The organism is Pseudonocardia phyllosphaerae (assembly GCF_046546475.1).
Classification (GTDB): domain Bacteria; phylum Actinomycetota; class Actinomycetes; order Mycobacteriales; family Pseudonocardiaceae; genus Pseudonocardia; species Pseudonocardia phyllosphaerae.
Genome location: NZ_JBKGXS010000001.1, coordinates 1,125,730 through 1,147,875, shown reverse-complemented (window position 1 = coordinate 1,147,875; position 22,146 = coordinate 1,125,730). Strand labels below are relative to the sequence as shown.

Annotated in this window: 22 protein-coding genes and 3 tRNA genes; 13 read left to right on the top strand and 12 right to left on the bottom strand. The window is 73.1% G+C overall.

The window, feature by feature from the left end; translation table 11 throughout:
• The 3 genes from ACLE50_RS05390 to ACLE50_RS05380 form a co-directional block, all read left to right on the top strand.
• On the top strand, window positions 1-195 hold a 195-nt coding region (locus tag ACLE50_RS05390; RefSeq protein WP_410942219.1), incomplete at its 5' end, for a hypothetical protein.
• Between the two features lie 145 nt (window positions 196-340).
• Complete coding sequence (locus ACLE50_RS05385; protein WP_410942218.1) at window positions 341-1,132, top strand: glucose-1-phosphate cytidylyltransferase; 792 nt, start codon at window positions 341-343, stop codon at window positions 1,130-1,132.
• 118 nt (window positions 1,133-1,250) lie between these two features.
• The gene (locus tag ACLE50_RS05380; protein WP_410942217.1) at window positions 1,251-2,039 is read left to right on the top strand and encodes a glucose-1-phosphate cytidylyltransferase; all 789 of its coding nucleotides are present in this window, start codon (window positions 1,251-1,253) and stop codon (window positions 2,037-2,039) included.
• A gap of 77 nt (window positions 2,040-2,116) precedes the next feature.
• On the opposite strand, the gene ACLE50_RS05375 is transcribed toward ACLE50_RS05380, so the two are convergent.
• A complete protein-coding gene (locus ACLE50_RS05375; RefSeq protein ID WP_410942216.1) occupies window positions 2,117-3,184 on the bottom strand; it encodes an LCP family protein in 1,068 nt (355 codons plus the stop codon).
• A gap of 324 nt (window positions 3,185-3,508) precedes the next feature.
• On the opposite strand from ACLE50_RS05375, the gene ACLE50_RS05370 reads away from it, so the two are divergent.
• Entirely contained in the window at window positions 3,509-3,787 is a 279-nt protein-coding gene (locus ACLE50_RS05370; RefSeq protein ID WP_410942215.1) for a hypothetical protein, read from the top strand.
• 61 nt (window positions 3,788-3,848) lie between these two features.
• Here ACLE50_RS05370 and ACLE50_RS05365 read toward each other — a convergent pair whose 3' ends face one another.
• Entirely contained in the window at window positions 3,849-4,499 is a 651-nt protein-coding gene (locus ACLE50_RS05365; RefSeq protein WP_410942214.1) for an HNH endonuclease, read from the bottom strand.
• Between the two features lie 269 nt (window positions 4,500-4,768).
• On the opposite strand from ACLE50_RS05365, the gene ACLE50_RS05360 reads away from it, so the two are divergent.
• Window positions 4,769-4,975 (top strand): hypothetical protein, encoded by a 207-nt coding sequence (locus tag ACLE50_RS05360; protein WP_410942213.1) that lies wholly within the window; start codon window positions 4,769-4,771, stop codon window positions 4,973-4,975.
• Window positions 4,976-4,995: 20 nt separating this feature from the next.
• On the opposite strand, the gene ACLE50_RS05355 is transcribed toward ACLE50_RS05360, so the two are convergent.
• From ACLE50_RS05355 to ACLE50_RS05345, 3 genes are read right to left on the bottom strand one after another with little or no spacing between them, the layout of a single operon-like run.
• Window positions 4,996-6,126: a cystathionine gamma-lyase gene (locus ACLE50_RS05355; protein ID WP_410942212.1), complete on the bottom strand. Its 1,131-nt coding sequence runs from the start codon at window positions 6,124-6,126 to the stop codon at window positions 4,996-4,998.
• Window positions 6,127-6,147: 21 nt separating this feature from the next.
• Window positions 6,148-7,179, bottom strand: coding sequence for an NAD(P)H-dependent glycerol-3-phosphate dehydrogenase (locus tag ACLE50_RS05350; protein WP_410942211.1), 1,032 nt, complete (start codon window positions 7,177-7,179; stop codon window positions 6,148-6,150).
• Window positions 7,176-7,898, bottom strand: a complete 723-nt coding sequence (locus ACLE50_RS05345; RefSeq protein WP_410942210.1) for a lysophospholipid acyltransferase family protein — start codon at window positions 7,896-7,898, stop codon at window positions 7,176-7,178. Before ACLE50_RS05345 ends, ACLE50_RS05350 begins: the two co-directional genes overlap by 4 nt.
• 164 nt (window positions 7,899-8,062) lie before the next feature.
• On the opposite strand from ACLE50_RS05345, the gene cofC reads away from it, so the two are divergent.
• From cofC to ACLE50_RS05325, 4 genes are all read left to right on the top strand, one after another.
• Window positions 8,063-8,761 carry a 2-phospho-L-lactate guanylyltransferase gene (cofC, locus tag ACLE50_RS05340; protein ID WP_410942209.1) on the top strand — a complete coding sequence of 233 codons (699 nt, stop codon included), beginning with the start codon at window positions 8,063-8,065 and terminating at the stop codon, window positions 8,759-8,761.
• Between the two features lie 137 nt (window positions 8,762-8,898).
• The gene (locus ACLE50_RS05335) at window positions 8,899-11,322 is read left to right on the top strand and encodes an RNA degradosome polyphosphate kinase (protein ID WP_410942208.1); all 2,424 of its coding nucleotides are present in this window, start codon (window positions 8,899-8,901) and stop codon (window positions 11,320-11,322) included.
• Between the two features lie 7 nt (window positions 11,323-11,329).
• Window positions 11,330-12,280: an NUDIX hydrolase gene (locus tag ACLE50_RS05330; protein ID WP_410942207.1), complete on the top strand. Its 951-nt coding sequence runs from the start codon at window positions 11,330-11,332 to the stop codon at window positions 12,278-12,280.
• A gap of 176 nt (window positions 12,281-12,456) precedes the next feature.
• Window positions 12,457-13,446: a DUF559 domain-containing protein gene (locus ACLE50_RS05325; RefSeq protein ID WP_410942206.1), complete on the top strand. Its 990-nt coding sequence runs from the start codon at window positions 12,457-12,459 to the stop codon at window positions 13,444-13,446.
• Between the two features lie 61 nt (window positions 13,447-13,507).
• Here the strand turns inward: ACLE50_RS05325 and ACLE50_RS05320 are convergent, their stop codons facing one another.
• The 3 genes from ACLE50_RS05320 to leuC form a co-directional block, all read right to left on the bottom strand.
• Window positions 13,508-13,834, bottom strand: a complete 327-nt coding sequence (locus tag ACLE50_RS05320; RefSeq protein ID WP_410942205.1) for an HU family DNA-binding protein — start codon at window positions 13,832-13,834, stop codon at window positions 13,508-13,510.
• A 138-nt stretch (window positions 13,835-13,972) separates the two neighbouring features.
• Window positions 13,973-14,563 carry a 3-isopropylmalate dehydratase small subunit gene (gene leuD, locus ACLE50_RS05315; protein ID WP_410942204.1) on the bottom strand — a complete coding sequence of 197 codons (591 nt, stop codon included), beginning with the start codon at window positions 14,561-14,563 and terminating at the stop codon, window positions 13,973-13,975.
• Window positions 14,563-15,987, bottom strand: coding sequence for a 3-isopropylmalate dehydratase large subunit (leuC, locus tag ACLE50_RS05310; protein WP_410942203.1), 1,425 nt, complete (start codon window positions 15,985-15,987; stop codon window positions 14,563-14,565). The genes leuD and leuC overlap by 1 nt, the downstream gene beginning before the upstream one ends.
• A gap of 103 nt (window positions 15,988-16,090) precedes the next feature.
• Here leuC and ACLE50_RS05305 point away from each other — a divergent pair, with 103 nt between their 5' ends.
• The 3 genes from ACLE50_RS05305 (at window position 16,091) to ACLE50_RS05295 (ending at window position 19,706) form a co-directional block, all read left to right on the top strand.
• On the top strand, window positions 16,091-16,795 hold the full coding sequence (locus ACLE50_RS05305) for an IclR family transcriptional regulator (protein WP_410942202.1): 705 nt from the start codon (window positions 16,091-16,093) through the stop codon (window positions 16,793-16,795).
• A gap of 132 nt (window positions 16,796-16,927) precedes the next feature.
• Window positions 16,928-19,024: a hypothetical protein gene (locus ACLE50_RS05300; protein WP_410942201.1), complete on the top strand. Its 2,097-nt coding sequence runs from the start codon at window positions 16,928-16,930 to the stop codon at window positions 19,022-19,024.
• A gap of 82 nt (window positions 19,025-19,106) precedes the next feature.
• Window positions 19,107-19,706 carry a cysteine hydrolase family protein gene (locus tag ACLE50_RS05295; protein WP_410942200.1) on the top strand — a complete coding sequence of 200 codons (600 nt, stop codon included), beginning with the start codon at window positions 19,107-19,109 and terminating at the stop codon, window positions 19,704-19,706.
• A 100-nt stretch (window positions 19,707-19,806) separates the two neighbouring features.
• Here ACLE50_RS05295 and ACLE50_RS05290 read toward each other — a convergent pair.
• The 4 genes from ACLE50_RS05290 to gltX form a co-directional block, all read right to left on the bottom strand.
• A tRNA-Glu gene (locus ACLE50_RS05290) sits at window positions 19,807-19,879 on the bottom strand.
• A 46-nt stretch (window positions 19,880-19,925) separates the two neighbouring features.
• A tRNA-Glu gene (locus ACLE50_RS05285) sits at window positions 19,926-20,001 on the bottom strand.
• A gap of 47 nt (window positions 20,002-20,048) precedes the next feature.
• Window positions 20,049-20,120: transfer RNA gene (locus tag ACLE50_RS05280), tRNA-Gln, on the bottom strand.
• 55 nt (window positions 20,121-20,175) lie between these two features.
• A complete protein-coding gene (gltX, locus tag ACLE50_RS05275) occupies window positions 20,176-21,654 on the bottom strand; it encodes a glutamate--tRNA ligase (RefSeq protein WP_410942199.1) in 1,479 nt (492 codons plus the stop codon).
• Window positions 21,655-21,779: 125 nt separating this feature from the next.
• Here gltX and ACLE50_RS05270 point away from each other — a divergent pair, with 125 nt between their 5' ends.
• Window positions 21,780-22,088 (top strand): EthD family reductase, encoded by a 309-nt coding sequence (locus tag ACLE50_RS05270; protein ID WP_410942198.1) that lies wholly within the window; start codon window positions 21,780-21,782, stop codon window positions 22,086-22,088.
• The last annotated feature ends 58 nt before the right edge of the window (window positions 22,089-22,146 follow it).

The following is a 22,146-nucleotide window of genomic DNA, read 5'->3' as shown; positions in this document are numbered from 1 at the left end:
CAACGTGACCGGCCGGACCACCGGCTGGAAGGCTGCACTGAACGCGTTGACACTGTTCTACGGCGACCGGATCGCCCTGAACTGACACAGACGATCACCGCCCACACACGATCTTCCGGACAGTCCCCGGACGTCGGCAATGAGATCGCGGCGCCCTTCTCTAGACACAACGAACTCGATGTCTCAGGCGTGTGAACGACTTCGTCGTTTGGCGGGATCTCTCTCCTGGCAGCCCAGGACGTGCGTCACACCCTGCTAACACCCCTGCGATGGTGTACGGACGTACCCACGCAACACCCCTTGCTCCCCAGCGCCGGTTCCCCCGGCACGGAAGGCGTTCATGCACCCCGACACTCCCGTCGTCATCCTCTGCGGCGGCCAGGGCACCCGCATCCGCGAGGCCAGCGAGTCCCTGCCCAAGGCCATGGTCGAGGTGGGTGGCAGGCCCATCGTCTGGCACATCATGAAGCTCTACCGCCAGGCCGGCTTCCGTCGCTTCGTGCTCTGCCTGGGCTACAAGAGCTGGGCCATCAAGGAGTACTTCCTCGACTACCGGGCCCGCTCCGCGGACTTCACGCTGTCTCTGGGCGGCGGCGAGCCGGCGGCGTTCCACAGCGAGGCCGCGGAGGACTGGGAGATCACCTTCGCCGAGACCGGGCTGGAGGCCGCGACCGGCTCGCGGGTCGCGGCGATCGCCCCGTACATCGACACCGAGAACTTCCTGCTGACCTACGGCGACGGCGTCTCGGACATCGACATCGCCGCCCTGGCCGACGAGCACGAGGCGTCCGGGCTGGTCGGCACCGTCACCGGCGTGCACCCGACGTCGAAGTTCGGCGAGATGCACGTCGACGGCGGCCAGGTCGTCGAGTTCAACGAGAAGCCCACCCAGGTGTCCGGCTTCGTCTCCGGCGGGTTCTTCGCCTTCAAGCGCGAGTTCCTGACCGACTACCTCGCCTCCGGCGGCGACGACCTGTGGCTCGAGCACGAGCCGCTGCAGAAGCTCGCCCGCGACGGGCAGCTCGGCGTCCACACCCACGACGGGTTCTGGTGCGCCATGGACACCTACAAGGACTTCCAGTACCTCAACGGTCTGTGGTCGCGCGGCGACGCTCCGTGGAAGACCTGGTGAGCGCAGGTCAGCGGACATTCGGACCCCCGGTCGCTTGGGAGGGCCCGAGTCTGCCATGGACACGCAAACCGAGTAACTTGTCCCGCCGAACAGGCTCCCGATCCAACGGAAGGCCCGCATGAACTCCGACACTCCGGTCGTCATCCTCTGTGGTGGCCAGGGCACCCGCATCCGCGAGGCCAGCGAGTCCCTGCCCAAGGCGATGGTGGAGATCGGCGGGCAGCCGATCCTCTGGCACATCATGAAGATCTACCGCAACGCCGGCTTCCGTCGCTTCGTGCTGTGCCTGGGCTACAAGAGCTGGGCCATCAAGGAGTACTTCCTCGACTACCGCGCCCGGCGCTCGGACTTCACCCTCAACATGGGTGACCAGCACCAGATCGACTTCCACAACGGCGTCGACGAGGACTGGCAGATCACCTTCGCCGAGACCGGTCTGGAGACCGCGACCGGTGCGCGCGTCCGCCGCATCAAGGACTACATCGACACCGACAACTTCCTGCTCACCTACGGCGACGGCGTCTCCGACATCGACCTGGCGCAGCTCACCAAGGAGCACGAGCAGTCCGGCAACGTCGGCACCGTGACCGGTGTGCACCCGACGTCGAAGTTCGGCGAGATGCACGTCGAGGACAACCAGGTCGTCGAGTTCAACGAGAAGCCCACCCAGGTCTCCGGCTTCGTCTCCGGCGGCTTCTTCGCCTTCAAGCGCGAGTTCCTCGACGACTACCTCGACGACGACCCGCAGCTCTGGCTCGAGCACACCCCGCTGCAGCGCGTCGCCCGCGACGGGAAGCTCGGCGTCCACCGCCACGACGGCTTCTGGTCCGCCATGGACACCTTCAAGGACTACCAGGAGCTCAACAAGCTCTGGAACGCCGGCGAGGCGCCCTGGAAGGTGTGGTGAGCCCTTCCGGACTCCTCTGAGCTCATCGGACGGCCGGTGCGGACTCCCGCACCGGCCGTTCTGGTATCCGCAGACCGTCACGACGGAAGTCCCGACAGGCTCTGCGACGGGTGCCGGTCGCTCCACTCGGTCACCGAGCCGTTGCGGACCGCGCCCCACAGCTCGGCGCCGCGGTCGTCGTCGAGGTAGACGACCGACTGCGCGCCCTCCCGGCCCAGGCCGCGCACCGGGGCGGTCACGAACGCGACGTTCGAGGCCCGCAGGTCGCGCGACTGCAGTGCGAGCTGCGCCAGCCCGGTGTTGGACAGCGAGTCGTCCACGCTCACCGCGTCACCGACGTTGGTCGCGAACGCGTACAGCGCCGCCGGGTCGGTGCTCGCCTTGCGCTGCACCGTGGTCAGCAGCGCCTTCATCGCGTTCTGCTGGCGCGCGGCGCGGTCCAGGTCGCCGTTGGGCAGGCCGTGCCGCTGCCGGACGTAGGCCAGCGCCTGGGTGCCGTCGAGGTGGTTGCGCCCGGCGCGGAAGTCGACGCCGTTGTTGCTGGTGGCCTGCGCGACGTCGACGTCGATCCCGCCGACGGAGTCGACCAGCCCGGTGAACCCGGCGAAGTCGATGACGCCGAAGTGGTCGACGCGCACCCCGGTCAGCTTCTCGACGGTCTCGATGAGCAGCGGCGCCCCGCCGAACGCGTACGCGGCGTTGATCTTGTTCATGCCCTTGCCGGGCACCTCGACCCACGAGTCGCGCGGGATGGAGACGACCGAGGCGTTGCTGCCGTCCGGCGCGACGGTGCCGAGCATGATCACGTCGCTGCGCTGGCTGCCGGCGTCGGCGTTCGGGTCCGCCTCGGAGCCGGTGGTGGGCTCGCTGGAGCGGGAGTCCGTGCCGACCAGCAGGAACGTGGTGCCGCCGAAGCTCGCCGGACGGTCGTTCGCGTCGATCCCGCGGAACGCGTCCGGGATCCGGGAGATGTCGTTGCCGATCGACGACGTCAGGTACGCGACCGCGCCCGCGGCGGCCAGCAGGAGCAGCAGGACCACGGCCAGCAACGCGACCAGCACGCGGCGCCCGCGCCGCCGGGGACGGTCCGGGCGCATGCCCGGGACCAGGTCGTCGCCCCGGGTGGGGGGTACGGCGTTGCGCATCGGGTCCGGTGCCTCCTCGGCCGGGAAGGACCCGTCGGCTGCGGGTCTCCACTTCTCGTCGTGCCAGGAGCGCCGGTGTTACGCGGCCCCGGCGCGTCCGGACGAAGTGGATCACCCGTTCCCGCAGGTGCGACAGGGGGTTGCGTCACGGAACGTGGAGGACGATCACGTCACCGTCATCAGATGTGTCGATCCGGACGCAGCACCGCTAATGGGCCGTCCGGACCAACCGAGAATCCGGGCAGAACGGCCGATCGGCCGTCGCGAGACCCGCCCGGTACCGCAAGAGTGCCGGGAGCCCCCAGCCCGCTCGGAGGAACCGACGTGAACACCACCCGCGACACCCCGGTCATCGTCCTGCCGCAGCCGCGGACGTCCTCGGAGAACGGTGTGACGTTCGGGCCGGTCACCCCCGCCGCGACCACGGACCTGTGCCGTTGCGGGCACAGCCGGGACGCGCACGAGCACTACCGCCCGGGCAGCGACTGCAGCGCCTGCGGCTCGGCGTGCGGGGCGTTCCGGGCCCGCACGGGCCGCGGCGCGCGCTCGTCGGTCGTCCCGGCGCAGGTGCGGCGGGCCTGGCGGGCGCTGCTGCGCCGCTGAGAACGCGTGATCCGGTGCCGGGCGGGGAAACCACCCGGCACCGGTCACGACGTCCGCGAGTTCACGCCGCGGCGAGCCAGGGCTCCCAGGCCGGGAGCGGCTCGACGGCCAGCACCAGCACGCCGGCCCCGTTGCGGGCGGGCGGGCCGGGCTTCTTCGGCAGCGTCCAGCCGATCTCCTCGATCAGCCGGTCGGCCTTCTTCGAGTTGCAGGCCCGGCACGCGGCCACGCAGTTCTCCCAGCTGTGCTGGCCCCCGCGGCTGCGCGGGATGACGTGGTCGATCGTGTCGGCGCGGCGGGAGCAGTAGGCACAGCGCCGGCCGTCCCGGCGGAGCACACCGGCGCGGGTCATCGGGACCGCACGGCGGTAGGGCACGCGCACGTAGCGGGAGAGCCGCAGCACCGAGGGAGCGGGGAGCTCGAGGTTCTCGGAGTGGAACGCGGAGCCCTCCAGCGCCTCCTGGAGGCACTCGGCCTTGCCGGAGAGCAGCAGGCAGATGGCCCGCTTCGAGGTCACTACGGCGAGCGGCTCGAAGCTGGCGTTGAGGAGCAGGACCCGGGACCCGTGCGGCACCTGGGCCGGTGTCGTGGTCGGCGCACTGGTGGTCGGCACAGTGGTGGCGCTGCCCGGTGCCGGGCCGCAGTCCTCCACCGAGGTGAGCGCCGGGGAGCGCTTCTCGGCACCACCAGGGACGGGTTGTCGGTACGGCACGCAACCACCTCCAGGACTCACGGGGCCCATGTGCAGTCGACCATACGGAAGCCTGGTTACGCGAGTGTGATAACAGCTCCGCGGGAAGGTGTACGGGAGGATCCGGCTCGATCTCCCGGCCGGACCGGCGGCGCCGGAAGCCTGCCGATCCCGGCGTCGGTCATAGCGCCGTAACCAGCGGAAACGCACCCGTGACGCTCGGCGTGCAGTTCGCCACACCCCGTCGCGGATCCCGTGACGGGCGCGTCGCGGCGGGCTACACACGTGTCATGGACGAGAACGCCGCGCGCGCCGGTAGGGACGCCGAGCGGTTCGGTCCGGACGCCCAGTGCACCTGCTGCGGCCGCCGGGCCATCCGGGAGAGGGTCCAGGTCGTCGTCTCCGACGGCGTCCCGCAGTTCATCTCGGTCTGCCCCGACTGCGACCTGAGCCCGGCCGAGCAGCAGGGCTGGATCGCCGAGATCCCCCGCGAGTAGCGGCGGCCCCCGGCCGGGGCTCAGCCGAGGCGGTCGAGCGCGCCGAGCACGTCGTCGAGCAGGTCCTCGGTGTCCTCGCAGCCGCACGACAGCCGCACCAGGCCGTCCGGCACGGCGTCGCCCCAGCGGGCGCGGCGGTCCGCCGAGGTGCGCAACCCGCCGAAGCTCGTCGCGGAGTCGACCAGCCGGGTCGCGTCCAGCCACTCGGCGACGGCGCGGGCGTCGGGCAGCGTGAAGCGCAGGATCCCGTTCCAGCGCCGCATCTGCTCCCGAGCCGGCACGTGCGACGGGTCGTCGGCCAGACCGGGCCAGCGCACGTCGCGCACGGCGGGGTGCTCGCGCAGCGCCAGCGCCAGCGCGCGGGCGTTCTCCGCCTGCCGGGCCAGCCGCAGGTCCAGGGTCTCCAGCCCGCGCCGGGCCAGCCACACCTCCATCGGGCCTGCGATCGCACCGCCGCGGGTGCGGGCCGCGCGCAGCCGCTCCGCGTGCAGCGGGTCCGCGGCCGCGACGTGCCCGAGCAGCACGTCGCCGTGCCCGGCGATCGCCTTGGTGTCCGAGGCCAGCGAGAAGTCCGCGCCCAGCTCCAGCGGGCGCTGGCCCAGCGGCGTGCACGTGGTGTTGTCGACGGCGAGCACCGCCCCGGCCTCGTGCGCGGCCTCGGCGACGGCGCGGATGTCGCACACCTCCAGCCCCGGGTTCGACGGCGTCTCCACCATCACCAGCCCTGGGCGCGCCGTCGCGATCGCCTCGGCCCAGTCCCCCGCCGTCGCGCAGTAGGCGACGTCGATGCCGAGCGCGACCAGCTCCTCGTCGGCCAGGGCGCGGGCGACGTAGTAGCCGTCGCTGGGCAGCAGCACGCCGCGCTCGGGCGTCGAGAAGCCGCGCAGCACGGCCGCGATCGCCGCCATCCCGGACGGGTAGACCGTGCACGGCCCGCCCTCCAGCGCGCCGACGGCGGCCTCGAACTCGCGCCACGTCGGGTTGTCGGCGCGGGCGTAGAAGTCCGCGCCCGGCTCCTCCTGACCCGGCAGCCCGAGGTGGTACGCGCTGGTCAGGACGGGTCCGCGGTGCACCGGGGCGCCGACGGCGACGCCGCCGGGGCCCTCGGAGTGCTCGTTGCCCCGGATGCAGATCGTGCCGTCGCCGCTCATCGGGGCGAGCCTACGACGCGCTCACTCCGGTTTGGGTGCCCGGGAGATCAGTTCCTTCGCCAGCGCCGGCGCGGACATGTCCTCGTGGCACATCCGGCGCACGCCGTCGGCGATCGGCAGCTCGACGTCGTGCTGCTCGCCCAGCTCGCAGATCGACAGGCAGGACTTGACGCCCTCGGCGACCTGGCCGTTGTTGGCGCGCTCGGCCTCGGCCAGGCTCGCGCCGCGGCCCAGCTGCTCGCCGAAGGTCCGGTTGCGCGACAGCGGCGACGAGCACGTCGCCACCAGGTCGCCCATCCCGGCCAGCCCGGCGAACGTCATCGGCGAGGCGCCCAGCGCCGTCCCCAGCCGGGACATCTCGGCCAGCCCGCGGGTGATCAGGGAGGCGCGCGAGTTGTCGCCCAGCCCCATCCCGGACGCGACGCCGACGGCGAGTGCGATCACGTTCTTGCCCGCGCCGCCCATCTCCGCGCCGACGACGTCGGTGTTGGTGTAGGCGCGGAAGTAGCCGGTCGCGCACGCGGTCTGCAGCGCGACGGCCCGCTCGTGGTCGGTGCAGGCGATCACGGTCGCGGTGGGCTGCTCGTGCGCGATCTCCCCGGCCAGGTTCGGCCCGGAGACGACGGCGAGCCGCTCGGTCTCCACCCCGGTCACGTCCTGCACGACCTGGGTCATCGTCTTGAGCGTCCCCAGCTCGACGCCCTTGGCCAGGCTGGCCAGCGTGACGCCGTCGGGGATCAGCCCGGACCAGTCCTCGAGGTTGGCGCGCAACGACTGCGAGGGCACCGCGAGGATCACCGCGTCGGCGCCGTCGAGGGCCTCGCCGGGGTCGCTGGTGGCGGTGAGCCGGCCCGGCAGCTCGACCTCGGGCAGGTAGTCCGGGTTGTGATGGCCGGAGTTGATCGCCGTGGCGACGTCGCGGCGGCGCGCCCACAGCCGGACCTCGCGGCCTGCGTCGGCGAGCACCTTCGCGAACGTCGTCCCCCAGCTGCCCGCGCCGAGGACGGCGATCCGGTGCAGGTCGTGCACGGGTTCGTTGACCGCGCGGATCACGCCTCGGCCTCCCGGGCACCACCGCGCCGGTAGAACTCGGTGGGCGCGGGCTCGCCGCGCACGTCGGCCAGCAGGTCGCGCACCCTGCCCATGATCAGGTCGGTGACCTCGCGCAGCACCGCGGCGTCCATCGGGCGGCCCCGGTAGGCCGACAGGTCCACCGGCTCCCCCGCGCGGACGGTGATCTGGTTGCGCGGCAACGGCCGGAACTTCTTGCCGTTGTAGTGGTCGTAGACCTCGCGGGTGCCCCAGTGCACGACCGGGATGATCGGGACGTCCGAGGCGAGCGCCATCCGGGCGACGCCGGTGCGGGCGCGCATCGGCCAGCCGTCGGGGTCGCGGGTGATCGTCCCCTCCGGGTAGATGATCAGCGACTTGCCGTCGGCGAGGGCCTGGACGCCTGCCGAGAGGCTCTGCTGGGCGTCGGCGGTGTCGCGGTAGACCGGGATCTGCCCGGAGCCGCGCATGATCCGGCCCAGCACCGGCACCTTCCACAGCGAGCTCTTCGCCAGGAACCGCGGCGCCCGGCGCGCGGTGTGCACCCACAGCGCGGTGTGCACCGGGTCCAGGTAGGAGATGTGGTTGCCGACGACCAGCGCGCCGCCCTTGGCGGGCAGGTGCTCCCGCCCCTCGTAGCGCTGGCGCCCGGTGAGCCATCCCAGCGGGTAGAAGATCGGGACACACAGCCCGATCCAGAATCCGCCCTTCTCGCGGGCCACCGGCAGGCCTCCTCACCCCCGCGTCACGGCGGGGTCGCAGCGGTCCGGGACCGGGTGATCCACGGACGTCGCACGGAGTCTCCCCGGACGGGGCCGCGCGGGTAAAGCCGACCCGGTCACATGCCCGTCACCGGCCGGGCGCGGATCGGTGCCACGATGGACGCGTGACGCTGCGGGTGGACCTGGTCGTACCGGTGAAACCGCTGCCGCGCGCCAAGACCCGGCTGCGCGGGGCCGCCGACCGCGGCGTCGGCGACGCCGGGGCGCACCAGCGGCTCGCGCTCGCGCTGGCCCGCGACACCGTCGCCGCCGCCGCGTCGGCCGCCTCGGTGCGGCGGGTGCTGGTGATCTCCGCGGACCCGGCCGTCGCGATCGAGATGGGGCAGCTCGGCGTCGAGGTCGCGACCGATCCTGGGCGCGAGCTCAACGGCGCGCTGCGGCACGGCGCGAGCATCCTGCGCTCCCGCGACGCGAACGCCGCGATCGGTGCGCTGCAGGCGGACCTGCCCGCGCTGCGCGGCTCCGACCTCGACGACGCCGTCGCCGCCGCGGCGCTGCTGTTCGCCGGTGGCACGCGGCGGGTGTTCGTCCCCGACGCGCCCGCCGAGGGCACGACGCTGCTGCTCGCCGCGCCCGGGGTGGACCTCGACCCGCACTTCGGCGGGCCCTCGGCGTCGGCGCACGCGGGGTCCGGCGCGCTGCCGCTGACCGGGGCCCGGGAGAGCCTGCGCCGCGACGTCGACACCGCCGCCGACCTCGACGACGCGCTGCGCCTGGGCGTCGGCACGTGGACGGCCGCGGTGGTCACCGAGCGCGACCGCGACCTCGGCCCGGCCGGACCCACCCGGTGCCCGGCACCGTAGTTCACCCGTGCCGACGGTGACTCGCTGCACACGAATCGCAGGTACGACCCCCTCGCGAGAGCGACCTCACGGAGATTTCATCTGATCGGGGCGCTCTCACGTGGACCACGACCACGCGGTGCGAAACAATCGGCCGCGTGAAGGACGACCCGAGCAACAGCACCAACCGGAACGGCACCACCCCCTCGTCGAGCGGCACCGCGAAGAAGGGGCCGGGCTCGGGTCCTGCGCGGTCCCGGGCCGGCGCCGCGAAGCGGACTCCGCGCCCCGCGTCGCGCCGCGTGCACACCGCGAACCGCACCGTGCAGGAGACCGCGGAGGCCGCCGTCGAGCAGAACGGCGAGCCCGAGCAGCACATCCCGCAGCAGGCCGGTCCGCCCGCGCCGCCCGCTCCGCCGACGGTGCCCGCGGCCCCGGCCGGTGCGGCACCGATCCAGCCGCCCGCGGGCGCGACGACGCCGGTGCCGGCGTCGGCCGACGTGCTGCCCGAGGACCGCTACCTCAACCGGGAGCTGTCCTGGCTGGACTTCAACGCCCGGGTGCTCGCGCTCGCCGAGGACGCCAGCCAGCCGCTGCTGGAGCGCGCCAAGTTCCTGGCGATCTTCGCGTCGAACCTCGACGAGTTCTACATGGTCCGCGTCGCCGGGCTGAAGCGCCGCGACGAGACCGGGCTGAGCGTGCGCAGCGCCGACGGCCTCACCCCGCGCCAGCAGCTCGCCCGGGTCACCGAGCGCAGCCGGGACCTGTCCCGCGCGCAGGCCGAGGTGTTCCGCGACGAGCTGCGCCCCGAGCTCGACGCCGCCGGCATCCACATCCGCTCCTGGGAGGAGCTGACCGAGGCCGAGCGGCTGCGCCTGTCGGACTACTTCTCCGAGCAGGTCTACCCGGTGCTGACCCCGCTCGCGGTCGACCCGGCGCACCCGTTCCCCTACATCTCCGGGCTGTCGCTGAACCTCGCGGTGACCGTGCGCGACCCCGAGGGCCGCACCGAGCGCTTCGCCAGGGTCAAGGTCCCGAACAACGTGCCGCGGCTGGTGACCGTCGACCCGCCGGACGCGCTGTCGGGCAACAAGCAGGTCACCTTCCTGCCGATCGAGGAGCTGATCTCGGCGCACCTCGGCCAGCTGTTCAACGGCATGGAGGTCACCGAGGTCCACCCGTTCCGCGTCACGCGTAACGCCGACCTGGAGGTCGAGGAGGACCGCGACGAGGACCTGCTGCAGGCCCTGGAGCGCGAGCTCGCCCGGCGCCGCTTCGGCCCGCCGGTGCGGCTCGAGGTACTCGACACCATGTCCGAGCACGTGCTCGAGCTGCTGCTGCGCGAGCTCGACGTCGACCCCAACGACGTCGTCACCGTGCCCGGGCTGCTCGACCTGACCGGGCTCTGGCAGATCCACGGCGTCAACCGGCCGGATCTGAAGGACGAGCCGTTCCGCCCGGCCACGCACCCCGCGTTCGCCGAGCGGGAGACCCCGCGCAGCGTGTTCGCGACCCTGCGCGAGGGCGACGTGCTGGTGCACCACCCGTACGACTCGTTCTCCACCTCGACCCAGCGCTTCATCGAGCAGGCCGCGGCCGACCCGAACGTCCTGGCGATCAAGCAGACGCTGTACCGGACCTCCGGTGACTCGCCGATCGTCAACGCGCTGATCGACGCCGCCGAGGCCGGCAAGCAGGTCGTCGCGCTGGTGGAGATCAAGGCCCGGTTCGACGAGCAGGCCAACATCCGCTGGGCGCGCGAGCTGGAGAAGGCAGGCGTGCACGTGGTGTACGGCCTGGTCGGGCTGAAGACGCACTGCAAGACCTGCCTGGTCGTCCGCCAGGAGGGGTCGGAGATCCGCCGCTACTGCCACATCGGTACCGGCAACTACAACCCCAAGACCGCCCGGCTCTACGAGGACATCGGCGTGCTCACCGCCGACCCGACCATCGGCGCGGACCTGACGGACCTGTTCAACTCGCTGACCGGCTACTCGCGGCAGAACTCCTACCGCAGCCTGCTGGTCGCGCCGTACGGGATCCGGCGCGGCATCGTCCGCCGGATCGACGACGAGATCGAGGCCCACCGCGCAGGCGAGCCCGGGGCCCGGGTGCAGATCAAGGCCAACTCCCTGGTCGACGAGGCGATCATCGACGCCTGCTACCGGGCGTCGCGGGCGGGGGTGCCGGTCGACATCATCGTGCGCGGCATCTGCGCGCTGATCCCCGGCCGTCCGGGCCTGTCGGAGAACATCACCGTCCGGTCGATCCTGGGGCCGTTCCTGGAGCACTCCCGGGTGCTGCACTTCGGCGCGGCCGACGAGTACTGGATCGGCTCGGCGGACATGATGCACCGCAACCTCGACCGCCGCGTCGAGGTCATGCTGCGGGTGGCGGACCCGAAGCTCGCCGACCAGCTCGGCGAGATGTTCGACTCCTGCCTGGACCCGGCGACCCGCTGCTGGGCGCTCCAGGCGGACGGGTCGTGGTCGCCGTCGCCGGCACCGGGCTCGGAGAACATCCGGGTCCGCGACCACCAGATCGAGATGATGAAGTCCCGCCGCGGCTCGTCGGAGGACTGAGCGTTCCATGCCACTGCTGACCCGCGTCCGCACCGACGGAGCCGAGGTCGACCCGGCGGGGCTCGCCGACGTCGTCGCTGCCGGGACGGTGCCCTACCGGCGCACGCCCGACGGCGGCTTCGAGGTCGCGCTGGTGCACCGCCCCCGCTACGACGACTGGTCCCTGCCCAAGGGCCACCAGGACCCGGGTGAGCCACTCACCCGCACCGCGCTGCGCGAGACCGCCGAGGAGGCGCGGCTGGACTGCCGCCTCGGCGCCCGGCTCGGGCACACGGCGTACACGGTGCCGGGTAAGCCCGGGCAGAAGGTCGTCCACTACTGGGCGGCCGAGGTCGTCGGTGACCAGGGCTTCGACCCGACCGACGAGACCGACGAGCTGCGCTGGGTCTCCCCGGCCGAGGCCGTCGAGCTGCTCGACTACCCGCACGACGCGCAGCTGGTGACCCGGCTCGCCGAGGCCGGGGTGCCTGCGTCGACGGTGGTGCTGGTGCGCCACGCCAAGGCCGGGGACCGCGAGTCCTGGGTGGGCGACGACGACCTGCGCCCGCTCTCGGGCACCGGCACCACCCAGGCCGGGCGGCTCGCGGAGTTCCTGCCGCGCTTCGGCGCGGACCGCGTCGCCGCCGCCCCGCCGGTCCGCTGCCCGCAGACCATCGAGCCCTACGCCGAGAAGGCCGGTTTCACCGAGATCGCCACCGAGCCGCTGCTCGGCGAGCGTGGCTACTGGGAGGACCCCGACGGCGGCCTGCTCCGCTTCCGCGCGCTCGCCGGGCAGCCCGGGGTGACCCTGATCAGCAGCCAGGGCGGGGTGATCCCGGACGTCGTGGAGACCCTGCTCGACGAGGCCGGCGCCGGTGTCGAGGACGTGCCGTCGGCCAAGGCGAGCACCTGGGTCCTGGGCTTCGACGCCGACGGGACGCTGCAGTCCGCCGACTACTACCGGCGCCCACCGGCCTGAGCTCGCGGGGCGCCCGCCCGCACCTCGCCACCGGTCTCATCGGTGAGGGGTACCGGGGAGCTGTTCGATCATGCGTCGACCGCTCTCCTGTGCTCCTCGACGGCCGTGCGGTTGCGATCGCGACCGATCCGCAGCGTTCGGGCGTGCAGGGACGTGGGGCACGTGACGCTCGGCGGATGACCCGGCCGCGCCGCACCACACGGACCGTGCTCCTCCCGCACGAACGCTCCTTCCGCGGCTCCACCGCCGTCACCGCCGGCCGGCTCACCAAGTCCCGTCTGCGTGGACCACGGTTCCGGCGGTTGTTCCCGGACATCTACGTCCACGCCGACGTCGAGGCCACTCCCCTCGTCCGTGCCCACGCGGCCGCGCAGTACGTCGAACCGTTCGGCGGGGCGGCCTGCGGTTACTCCGCGGCGGAGCTGCTGGGGGCCTCGTGCGGCCCGCGCGACGCCCCCGCCGAGGTGGTCGTCCCACACCGCTTCCGGTCCCGCACCGACCTCGTCGTCCGTCGCGGCGTCGCCGGCTCCGCCGGGTACGCGCAGGGGGTGCTGGTCACCGATCCGCTGCGGACGGCGTGGGACCTGGCCCGCCGGCTCGAGGGCGTCGAGGCCGTCGTCGCCGTCGACGCGCTGGGCCGCCGCGACGCCGAACGGCCGGTGTTCACGACCTGGCCGGAGGCGCCGCCACCGGCGTGGGTCCGTGACCGGTCGCGGGTGACGGCGTCGAGCCCGGGATTCGACCCGGCGGAGCTGCTACTGCTGCGCGGTGCGCATCCGGGAGCACGAGGGGCGGCCGGGATCCCCGGCGTCGTCGCTCTCGCCGACCCGCGGGCGGGTTCCCCGCAGGAGACCCGGCTACGGCTGTTGCTGGTCCTCGCCGGGCTGCCGAGCCCTGCGGTCCAGCACTGGGTACGGCCGCCGTACGGACGCGACGTGCACTTCGACCTCGCCTACCCCGAAGCTCTGCTCGCGATCGAGTACGACGGCGGTGATCACGACGACGAGCTGGATCGGGACCGCGACGTCAGGACGTCGGCCCTCGGGTGGCACACGCTCCGCTTCACGAACGCCGGGCTGCCCCGGACACCGGACCGGACGGTGCACCTGGTGCGGAGCCTGCGGGAGCGGCGGCTCGGCACAGCCCGGTCGGTGAGAGGTACATGAGGGTTGTTCGATCATGCCTCCGCAGCTCTCGTGTACCTCTCGAGAGAACGGATCAGGCTGCTCAGGCCTTGGCGGCCCGGCGCGGCGCGCTGCTCGCCCCGGCTGCGGCGGCCTCGCTCTCCGCGACGCGCTCCTTGAAGGCCGCGCCCGGGCGGAACGACGGCACGACGGTCTCGGCGACCGGGACGGTCTCGCCGGTGCGCGGGTTGCGGGCGGTCCGGGGCGCGCGTCGGCGGGCCTCGAAGACGCCGAAGCCCGTGAGCGTGACCGTCTCCCCGGAGCCGACCGTGTCCATGATGGTGTCGACGAGCGCGTCGACGGCGTCGGTCGCGGTGCGACGGTCCCCGAGGCGGGCGGTCAGCGCGTCGACGAGCTGGGCCTTGTTCATGGTCGCGAACGGTAGGGCTCCGGCCCTGCCCCGCACCAGATCCGCTGGGCGACGGGGACGCATACCCTCCGGCGGTACAGGTCCGAACGGGTGCGCGCCGCTACGCCCTCAGGACGCAGCGGCGCGCGAACAGACGAATCAGGCCGTCGTCCGGGGCATCCGCGCCGGACGCGTCGCCTCGAACTCGGTGATCTCCTGCTCGTGGCGCAGGGTGAGCCCGATGTCGTCGAGCCCCTCCAGCAGCCGCCAGCGGGCGTAGTCGTCGATCTCGAACGGCACGGTCAGGTCGCCGACCTGCACGGTCTTCTCGACGAGGTCGACGGTCACCTGCGTACCCGGCTCGGTCTCGAGCTTCTTCCAGATCAGCTCGACGTCGGGCTGCTCCACCTGCGCCGCGACGAGCCCGGCCTTGGCCGAGTTGCCGCGGAAGATGTCGGCGAAGCGCGCGGAGATCACGACGCGGAAGCCGTAGTCCATCAGCGCCCAGACGGCGTGCTCGCGCGAGGACCCGGTGCCGAAGTCCGGGCCTGCGACGAGCACGGAGCCGCGGTCGTAGGGCTCGGTGTTGAGCACGAACGTCGGGTCCTGGCGCCAGGCCGAGAACAGGCCGTCCTCGAAGCCGGTCCGGGTGACCCGCTTCAGGTACACGGCAGGGATGATCTGGTCGGTGTCCACGTTGGACCAGCGCAGCGGCACGCCGATCCCGGTGTGGGTCTCGAACTTCTCCATCAGTCCAGGTCCTCCGGAGAGCTCAGGGTGCCGCGCACGGCGGTCGCGGCCGCGACGAGCGGCGACACCAGGTGGGTACGGCTGCCCTTGCCCTGACGCCCCTCGAAGTTGCGGTTCGAGGTCGACGCGCAGCGCTCACCGGGCGCCAGCTGGTCGGGGTTCATGCCCAGGCACATCGAGCAGCCCGCGGAACGCCACTCGGCACCGGCGTCGAGGAAGACCTTGTCCAGGCCCTCCTCCTCGGCCTGCAGGCGCACCCGCATCGAGCCCGGGACGACGAGCATCCGGATGTTGTCGGCCAGCGTGCGCCCGCCGAGGATCCCGGCGACGGCGCGCAGGTCCTCGATCCGGCCGTTGGTGCAGGAGCCGACGAACACCGCGTCGACGGCGACGTCACGCAGCGGGGTGCCGCCGGTCAGGCCCATGTAGTGCAGCGCCTTCTCCACCGACGCGCGCTCGCCCTCGTCGGCGATCTGCTCCGGGTCCGGCACGCGCTCGCCCAGCGGGAGCCCCTGACCGGGGTTGGTCCCCCAGGTCACGAACGGGGTGAGCGCGTCGGCGTCGATGTCGACGACCCGGTCGTACTCGGCACCCTCGTCGGTGCGCAGGCTGCGCCAGTCCTCGACGGCGGCGTCCCAGTCCGCGCCCTTCGGCGCGTGCTCGCGGCCCTCCAGGTAGTCGAACGTCGTCCGGTCCGGGGCGATCATGCCCGCGCGGGCGCCGGCCTCGATCGACATGTTGCAGATCGTCATCCGGGCCTCCATCGAGAGGTTCTCGATGACGTTGCCCCGGTACTCCAGGACGTGGCCCTGCCCGCCGCCGGTGCCGATCTCGGCGATCACGGCGAGGATGACGTCCTTCGCGGTGACGCCGGGGCGCAGCGTGCCGTCGGAGGAGTTGACGTTGATCGCCATGGTCCTGAACGGCTTGAGCGGCAGCGTCTGCGTGGCCAGCACGTGCTCGACCTCGGAGGTGCCGATGCCGAACGCCATCGCGCCGAACGCACCGTGCGTGGAGGTGTGCGAGTCCCCGCAGACCACGGTGGTGCCCGGCTGGGTCAGCCCCAGCTGCGGCCCGACGACGTGCACGATCCCCTGCTCGGGGTCGTTCATCGGGTACAGCGTGACGCCGAACTCCTCGCAGTTGCGCCGCAGCGTGTCGACCTGGGTGCGAGACACGGTGTCGGCGATCGGGGCGAGCACGTCGAGGGTCGGGACGTTGTGGTCCTCGGTGGCCAGCGTGAGGTCGGTGCGGCGGACCTTGCGGCCGGCGAGCCGCAGCCCGTCGAAGGCCTGCGGGCTGGTCACCTCGTGGACCAGGTGCAGGTCGATGTAGAGCAGGTCCGGCTCGTCACCCTCGCCCTTGCGGACCAGGTGGCGGTCCCACACCTTCTCGGCCAGCGTGCGTGGACGTTCGGAGGTCACGCTCGCTCCCTTCCTCACCCCGGTCTCGCGCCGGAATGCACTGAGTGTCACTGATGTCACTGCGTGGTGGACTTCCCAGATAATGGGAAGCTAGTATCGCGTCGTGGGACAGTCTAGCGGGATCGGCGTGCTCGACAAGGCGGTGGGGGTTCTCCGCGCGACGGCGGAAGGGCCCTGTGGGCTGGCCGAGCTCTGTGAGCGGACGGGACTGCCCCGCGCGACCGCGCACCGCCTCGCCGTCGGGCTCGAGGCGCACGGAATGCTGCTGCGCACCCCGGACGGCCGCTGGCACCCCGGCCCCACGCTGGGCCAGCTCGCCGGTGGCCGCGCGGACCCGCTGCTCGACGCGGCGGCCGCGGTCCTGCCGCGGCTGCGCGACATCACCGGGGAGAGCGTGCAGCTCTACCGGCGCGACGGCGTGCACCGCATCTGCATCGCGCACGCCGAGCCGCCGTCGGGGCTGCGCGACACCGTGCCCGTCGGCTCCCGGCTGCAGATGACCGCCGGCTCCGCGGCGAAGGTGCTCGCCGCGTGGTGCGACCCGGCCACCCAGCGGCTCGTGCTGTCCGACGCGACCTACTCCGAGCGCGTCCTGGTCGACGTCCGCCGGCGCGGCTGGGCGCAGAGCGTCGCCGAGCGCGAGCCGGGCGTCGCGAGCGTGTCGGCCCCGGTGCGCGACGCGTCCGGCCAGGTCGTGGCGGCCGTGTCGGTGTCCGGGCCGGTGGAACGCATCGGACGCCGGCCCGGCGTGCGCTGGGCCGCGGACCTGCTGGCCGCGGCCGACGCGCTGCAGCACCGCCTGACCTGACCGGCGGCCGCCACCGGGCCCGGCACCCCGTTTGACCTGCCCCGGAAACGCCCGGGACCCTGCCCACGATTAACGTGACGGGGGCCCGGTGTGACCTGCTCCGGGCGATTCCGGACGCACACCGGGGAGACGATGGGTTACCTGCTGGGCATCGACGTCGGCGGCGCGCGGACCACGGCCGCGGTCGGCCGTCCGGGTGACCACGCGTACCCGGAGCCGCTCGCGCTGGGTGACTCGCCCTACGGCATCCCCTCGGTCGTGCACGCCGCCGCCGACGGCACGCTGTCCGCCGGTGACCAGGCCGAACACGCCGCGGCGTCCGACCCGCACGGTGCCGCACAGGACGTCGCCGGTCTCGTGGAGAACCCGGACCCGGTCACGCTCGGTGGACACAGCTACCCGGCGGAGGACCTCTGGGCGACGCTCGTCTGCCACACCGCCGACCTCGCCTTCGCCGCGGAGGGCGCCGTGCCCGACGCCGTCGCCGTCACCTGCCCCGCGGCCTGGGAGCCGGAGGTACGCGACCGCGCCGCCGGGGCGCTGGCCGCCCGCGGCCTGACCGCGACGCTCGTCTCCGGCCCGCAGGCCGCGGCGCTGCACCACGCGTCGGTCGAGCCGGTCCCGCCGGGCGCGACGCTGGCCGTCCTCGACCTCACCGACGACGACTGCGGTGCCGCGGTGCTGCGCGCCGAGCAGGGCGGGTCGGCGTTCGCGCTGCTCGGGCCGACCGCCCGGCTGCCGCGCGCCGGTGGACCCGACTTCGACGAGGCCGTCGTGGACTACCTGCGCGACAACGGCGGCGAGGACACGACCGTGCTCGTCGTCGGGGACTCGGCGCAGGCACCGCTGGTGTCGCGGACGCTGAATGCGGAGCTGGACCTGCCGGTGCAGGTCGACGGGGACCCCGAGCACGCGCTCTCGCTCGGAGCCGTCCTGGCTGCGGCGCCGGGCGAGCAGGCGACCGCGCCTGCGCCGCTGGACTCGGGGCCGCACGGCGCCGTGGGCGCGAGCGGGCCGCAGACCGCGTACGCGAGCGGCGGGTACGGCCCGTACGACAGCGGCCCGCAGACCGCGTACTCCCCCGGCCCGGACGCCGGTGCCGCCGAGAACGCCGACGCCGGATCGCCCGCCACACCCGGCACGACCGACTCCGGACGCCGCCGCGCGACCGAGCCCGGTGCTTCGCTCGCCGCCGACCCCGGCCCGGTGCCGTGGGCCCCGGTCGCCGCGTCCGGGGCCGCCGCCATCGGCGCCGCCGCGGCCGCCCACAACAACGGCACCGGCGGCTCGCCGGCCCAGCCCCCGGAGCAGTCCCAGGGCCAGGCACCGCAGGGCTCGCAGGACCGGAACCTGCAGGACCGGGGGGACCCGCGCACCGTGCAGCAGTCCGACGGGCAGCCGCCGCAGGGCGGCATCCACGAGCAGGGCGGGGTGTACGACTCGGGTCCGCGGACCGCGCAGTCGTCGCAGCCGCAGCCGCACTACGTCGACCCGCCCACCGAGCGGCTCACCGCGATCAGCCCGCCGTACGAGGCGCCGACGACCGCGTCCGGCTACGGCGCGCCCTACGCGCCCGGGAACTACGGCTACCCCGAGGGCGCCACGGCGGTCTCCCCGGACACCCCCGCCCCGCGCGGCGGCGTCCGCTCCCCCGCCGTGCTCATCGGCGCGGGCGGTGTGGTCGCGGCGATCGCCGTCGTCGGCGCGGTGCTCGTCTGGCCGAGCGACCGCTCGGTGAACGACGCGACGCCTGCGCTCCCGGCCGTGCCGACGACGACGGCGCCGGCGGCCCCACCGCCACCGCCGGCACCCACGACGTCCCGGGACGACACCCCCGCCACCCAGGACCAGGCACCGGCGCGCACCCGGGAGTCGCAGCAGACGACCGAGGTCGCCGCCCCGCCGCCCGCGGACCGTCCCACCCAGGACCCGGGCACCACCCCCACCGACGACCCGTCCGGCCCGACGGACGATCCCGGCGTCACCAAGGATCCCTCGAAGGACCCGTCCGTTCCCCCGGCACCGCCGGACCCACCGCAGGGGCCCACCACGACGACCACCTCGAAGAAGCCGAACCCACCCGGCGACGGCGGAGGCAACGGCGGAGGCGGCAACCACGGAGGCGGAGGCAACCACGGGGGCGGCGGAAACCAAGGAGGGGGCGGCAACCACGGAGGCGGCCGCGGTACCGAGGGCGTCCCGAACACCATGCCCGCCCCGGCCCCGTGATCCATCCCGGCGCGCTCCGTACGGCGTGACCCGCGCCCGGCCCCCGCACGCTCGGCGAGCGTCTCGAACAAAGGAGCCCCGCTTGACCCTCCCCGCCCTCGACCCGCGCTCCACCGCCGTGCTCGCCATGGACTTCCAGCCCGGGATCATGGCCTCGATCGAGCAGCGCTCCGGTGCCCCGGCTCCGATCGACACCGTCGTCGACGTCCTCGACGTCGCCCGCAAGGCCGGTACGACCGTCGGCTACGTCCGCGTCGCCCTGACGCCCGAGGAGGCCGAGGCCGCCCCGGCGCACAGCCAGTTCGGGAAGATGGTCGCCGCCGGTGCCGCGCCAGGGCTCGCCCCGGACGCCGCCACCACCGCCGTCGACGACCGCATCGCCCCGCAGCCCGGCGACATCGTCGTCCGCAAGTCGCGGATCGGCGCGTTCTCCACCACCGACCTCGACGAGCAGCTTCGCGCCGCAGGCGTGACGACGCTGGTGCTCACCGGCATCGCCACCAGCGGCGTGGTGCTCAGCACCGTGCGGGACGCGGCCGACCGGGACTACCGGATCGTCGTCCTGTCCGACGCGTGCGCCGACGGCTCCCCCGAGGTGCACGACGCACTGGTCGAGAAGGTCCTGCCCGCCCAGGCCACCGTGACGACGTCGGACCGGCTGGCCGGGATGCTCGGCCTCTGAGCGCGCCGCCGGGCCTCCCGGACACGAGGCCCGGACAGCCCGGACGAGGAGCCCCGGACACGACGAAGGCCCCGCTCCGGTGGAGCGGGGCCTTCGTGAGTAGTCCCGACGGGATTTGAACCCGCGCTACCGCCTTGAGAGGGCGGCGTCCTAGGCCGCTAGACGACGGGACCAGGACATTCGGCATCGACTCGGTTGGCAGGCTCCGCGAGGGAGCCGTGGTAGTCCCGACGGGATTTGAACCCGCGCTACCGCCTTGAGAGGGCGGCGTCCTAGGCCGCTAGACGACGGGACCTTTGGACGAGACGATGCCGAATTGTCAGAGATCGAAAACGATCTCCGCTGGGGTACCAGGACTCGAACCTAGACTAACTGAACCAGAATCAGTCGTGCTGCCGATTACACCATACCCCATCGAAAAGCGGGCCCCGTTCCGGAGCGAGGCCCGCTCTCCGCTGATGTGGATACTCTAAACCATGCCCTGGGAGCGGCGGACACCGGCCCCCAGTCGGGCCAGCGACCGGTCCCTGCCCAGCAGCTCCATGCTCTCGTAGAGCGGCGGGGAGACCGTGCGGCCGCTGATCGCGACGCGGACGGGCGCGAACGCCTTCCGCGGCTTGAGCCCCAGCCCCTCGACGAGCGAGGCCTTGAGCGACTCCTCGATGGCCGCGGCGGTCCACTCGTCGAGCTCGGTGAGGCCCTTGACCGCGGCCTCCAGGATCGGCGCGGCGTCGGCGTTCAGGTTCTTCGCCGCGGCGTCCTCGTCCGGGGTGAAGGTCTCCTCGTCGCGGAACAGGAACGCGAGCATCCGGGCCGCGTCGGCGAGGACCTGGCTGCGCTCCTGCACCAGCGGCGCGGCCGCGGCGAGCACGGCGCGGTCCGGCTCGGCGACCCCCTCGGCCTGCAGGTACGGCACGACGCGCTCGGCGAAGTCGTCCGGGGCGAGCAGCCGCAGGTGCGCGGCGTTGATCGCCTCGGCCTTCTTCAGGTCGAAGCGGGCCGCGTTGCCCGAGACGCGGGAGACGTCGAAGGCCTCCACCATCTCGTCGAGGGAGAACACGTCGCGGTCCTCGCCGATCGACCAGCCGAGCAGGGCCAGGTAGTTGAGCAGGCCCTCCGGCACGAAGCCGGCGTCGCGGTAGTGGAACAGGTTGGACTGCGGGTCCCGCTTGGACAGCTTGCGGTTGCCCTCACCGGTGACCAGCGGCAGGTGCGCGTACCGGAACGGCCCGTTGCCGATCCCGACCCGCTGCAGCGCCTCGAGCAGCGCGATCTGCCGGGGCGTCGACGGGAGCAGGTCCTCCCCGCGCAGGACGTGGGTGATCTCCATCAGCGCGTCGTCGACCGGGTTGGTCAGCGGGTAGAGCGGCGTCCGGTCGGCGCGGGCCAGCACGAAGTCCGGCACCTGCCCCTGGCGGAACGTGATCTCGCCGCGGACGAGGTCGGTGAAGGTGATGTCGCGATCAGGCATCCGCAGCCGGTAGACGGGCTTGCGGCCCTCCGCGCGGTACACCGAGCGCTGCTCGTCGGTGAGGTGGCGGTCGAAGTTGTCGTAGCCGAGCTTGGGGTCCCGGCCGGCCGCCTTGTGCCGGGCCTCGGTCTCCTCCGGGCTGGAGAAGGACTCGTAGACCTCCCCGGCGTCGATCAGGCGCTGCAGGGCGTCGGCGTAGATCTCGCCGCGCTCGCTCTGCCGGTACGGACCGTGCGGGCCGCCCTTCTCGACGCCCTCGTCCCAGTCCAGGCCGAGCCAGCCCAGCGCGTCGAGCAGCGACTGGTAGGACTCGGCGGAGTCGCGGGACGAGTCGGTGTCCTCGATCCGGAAGACCAGCTGCCCGCCGTGGTGGCGGGCGAAGGCCCAGTTGAACAGGGCGGTGCGGATGAGGCCGACGTGCGGGGTGCCGGTCGGGGACGGCGAGAACCGCGCCCGGACGGGGGCTGGAGTACTCATGGTGGGGCCAGCCTATCGAGGCTCCCCCGCCGGACGGTGCGGGACCGGCGGCGATGCGTCAGGGTGGGGACGGCGACGGCGCCGTCCGAGGTGCGCCGGCCACGCACGAGGAGGATCTGCACACCGTGTACCAGCTCACCGTCCTATACCACCCGCCGGCGGACGTGGCCCAGTTCGACAGCTACTACGACCAGACGCACACGCCGCTGGCGAAGAAGGTCCCCGGGCTGCAGCGGCTGACCGTCACGCGTCCGAAGCCGGGCCCGGACGGGCTGCAGCCGGCGTACCACCTGATCGCGGCACTGGAGTTCGCCGACGAGCAGGCGTTCGTGACCGGTCTCTCCAGCGAGGAGGGCAAGGCTGCGGCCGCCGACATCGAGAATTTCGCGACCGGCGGGGTGACGATGCTGACCGGGCCGTCGTCGACCCCCTGATCCGCGACGACCTTCACCGAACGACCACGGGGGCCGCCGCGACGTGCGCGACGGCCCC

Excerpts from the sequence above, each read along its gene's own strand:
- ACLE50_RS05385 (WP_410942218.1), top strand. The coding sequence starts at position 341 with ATGCACCCCGACACTCCCGTCGTCATCCTCTGCGGCGGCCAGGGCACC.
- ACLE50_RS05380 (WP_410942217.1), top strand. The coding sequence starts at position 1,251 with ATGAACTCCGACACTCCGGTCGTCATCCTCTGTGGTGGCCAGGGCACC.
- ACLE50_RS05375 (WP_410942216.1), bottom strand. The coding sequence starts at position 3,184 with ATGCGCAACGCCGTACCCCCCACCCGGGGCGACGACCTGGTCCCGGGC.
- ACLE50_RS05360 (WP_410942213.1), top strand. The coding sequence starts at position 4,769 with ATGGACGAGAACGCCGCGCGCGCCGGTAGGGACGCCGAGCGGTTCGGT.
- ACLE50_RS05355 (WP_410942212.1), bottom strand. The coding sequence starts at position 6,126 with ATGAGCGGCGACGGCACGATCTGCATCCGGGGCAACGAGCACTCCGAG.
- ACLE50_RS05330 (WP_410942207.1), top strand. The coding sequence starts at position 11,330 with ATGCCACTGCTGACCCGCGTCCGCACCGACGGAGCCGAGGTCGACCCG.
- ACLE50_RS05325 (WP_410942206.1), top strand. The coding sequence starts at position 12,457 with ATGACCCGGCCGCGCCGCACCACACGGACCGTGCTCCTCCCGCACGAA.
- ACLE50_RS05320 (WP_410942205.1), bottom strand. The coding sequence starts at position 13,834 with ATGAACAAGGCCCAGCTCGTCGACGCGCTGACCGCCCGCCTCGGGGAC.
- leuD (WP_410942204.1), bottom strand. The coding sequence starts at position 14,563 with ATGGAGAAGTTCGAGACCCACACCGGGATCGGCGTGCCGCTGCGCTGG.
- ACLE50_RS05300 (WP_410942201.1), top strand. The coding sequence starts at position 16,928 with ATGGGTTACCTGCTGGGCATCGACGTCGGCGGCGCGCGGACCACGGCC.
- gltX (WP_410942199.1), bottom strand. The coding sequence starts at position 21,654 with ATGAGTACTCCAGCCCCCGTCCGGGCGCGGTTCTCGCCGTCCCCGACC.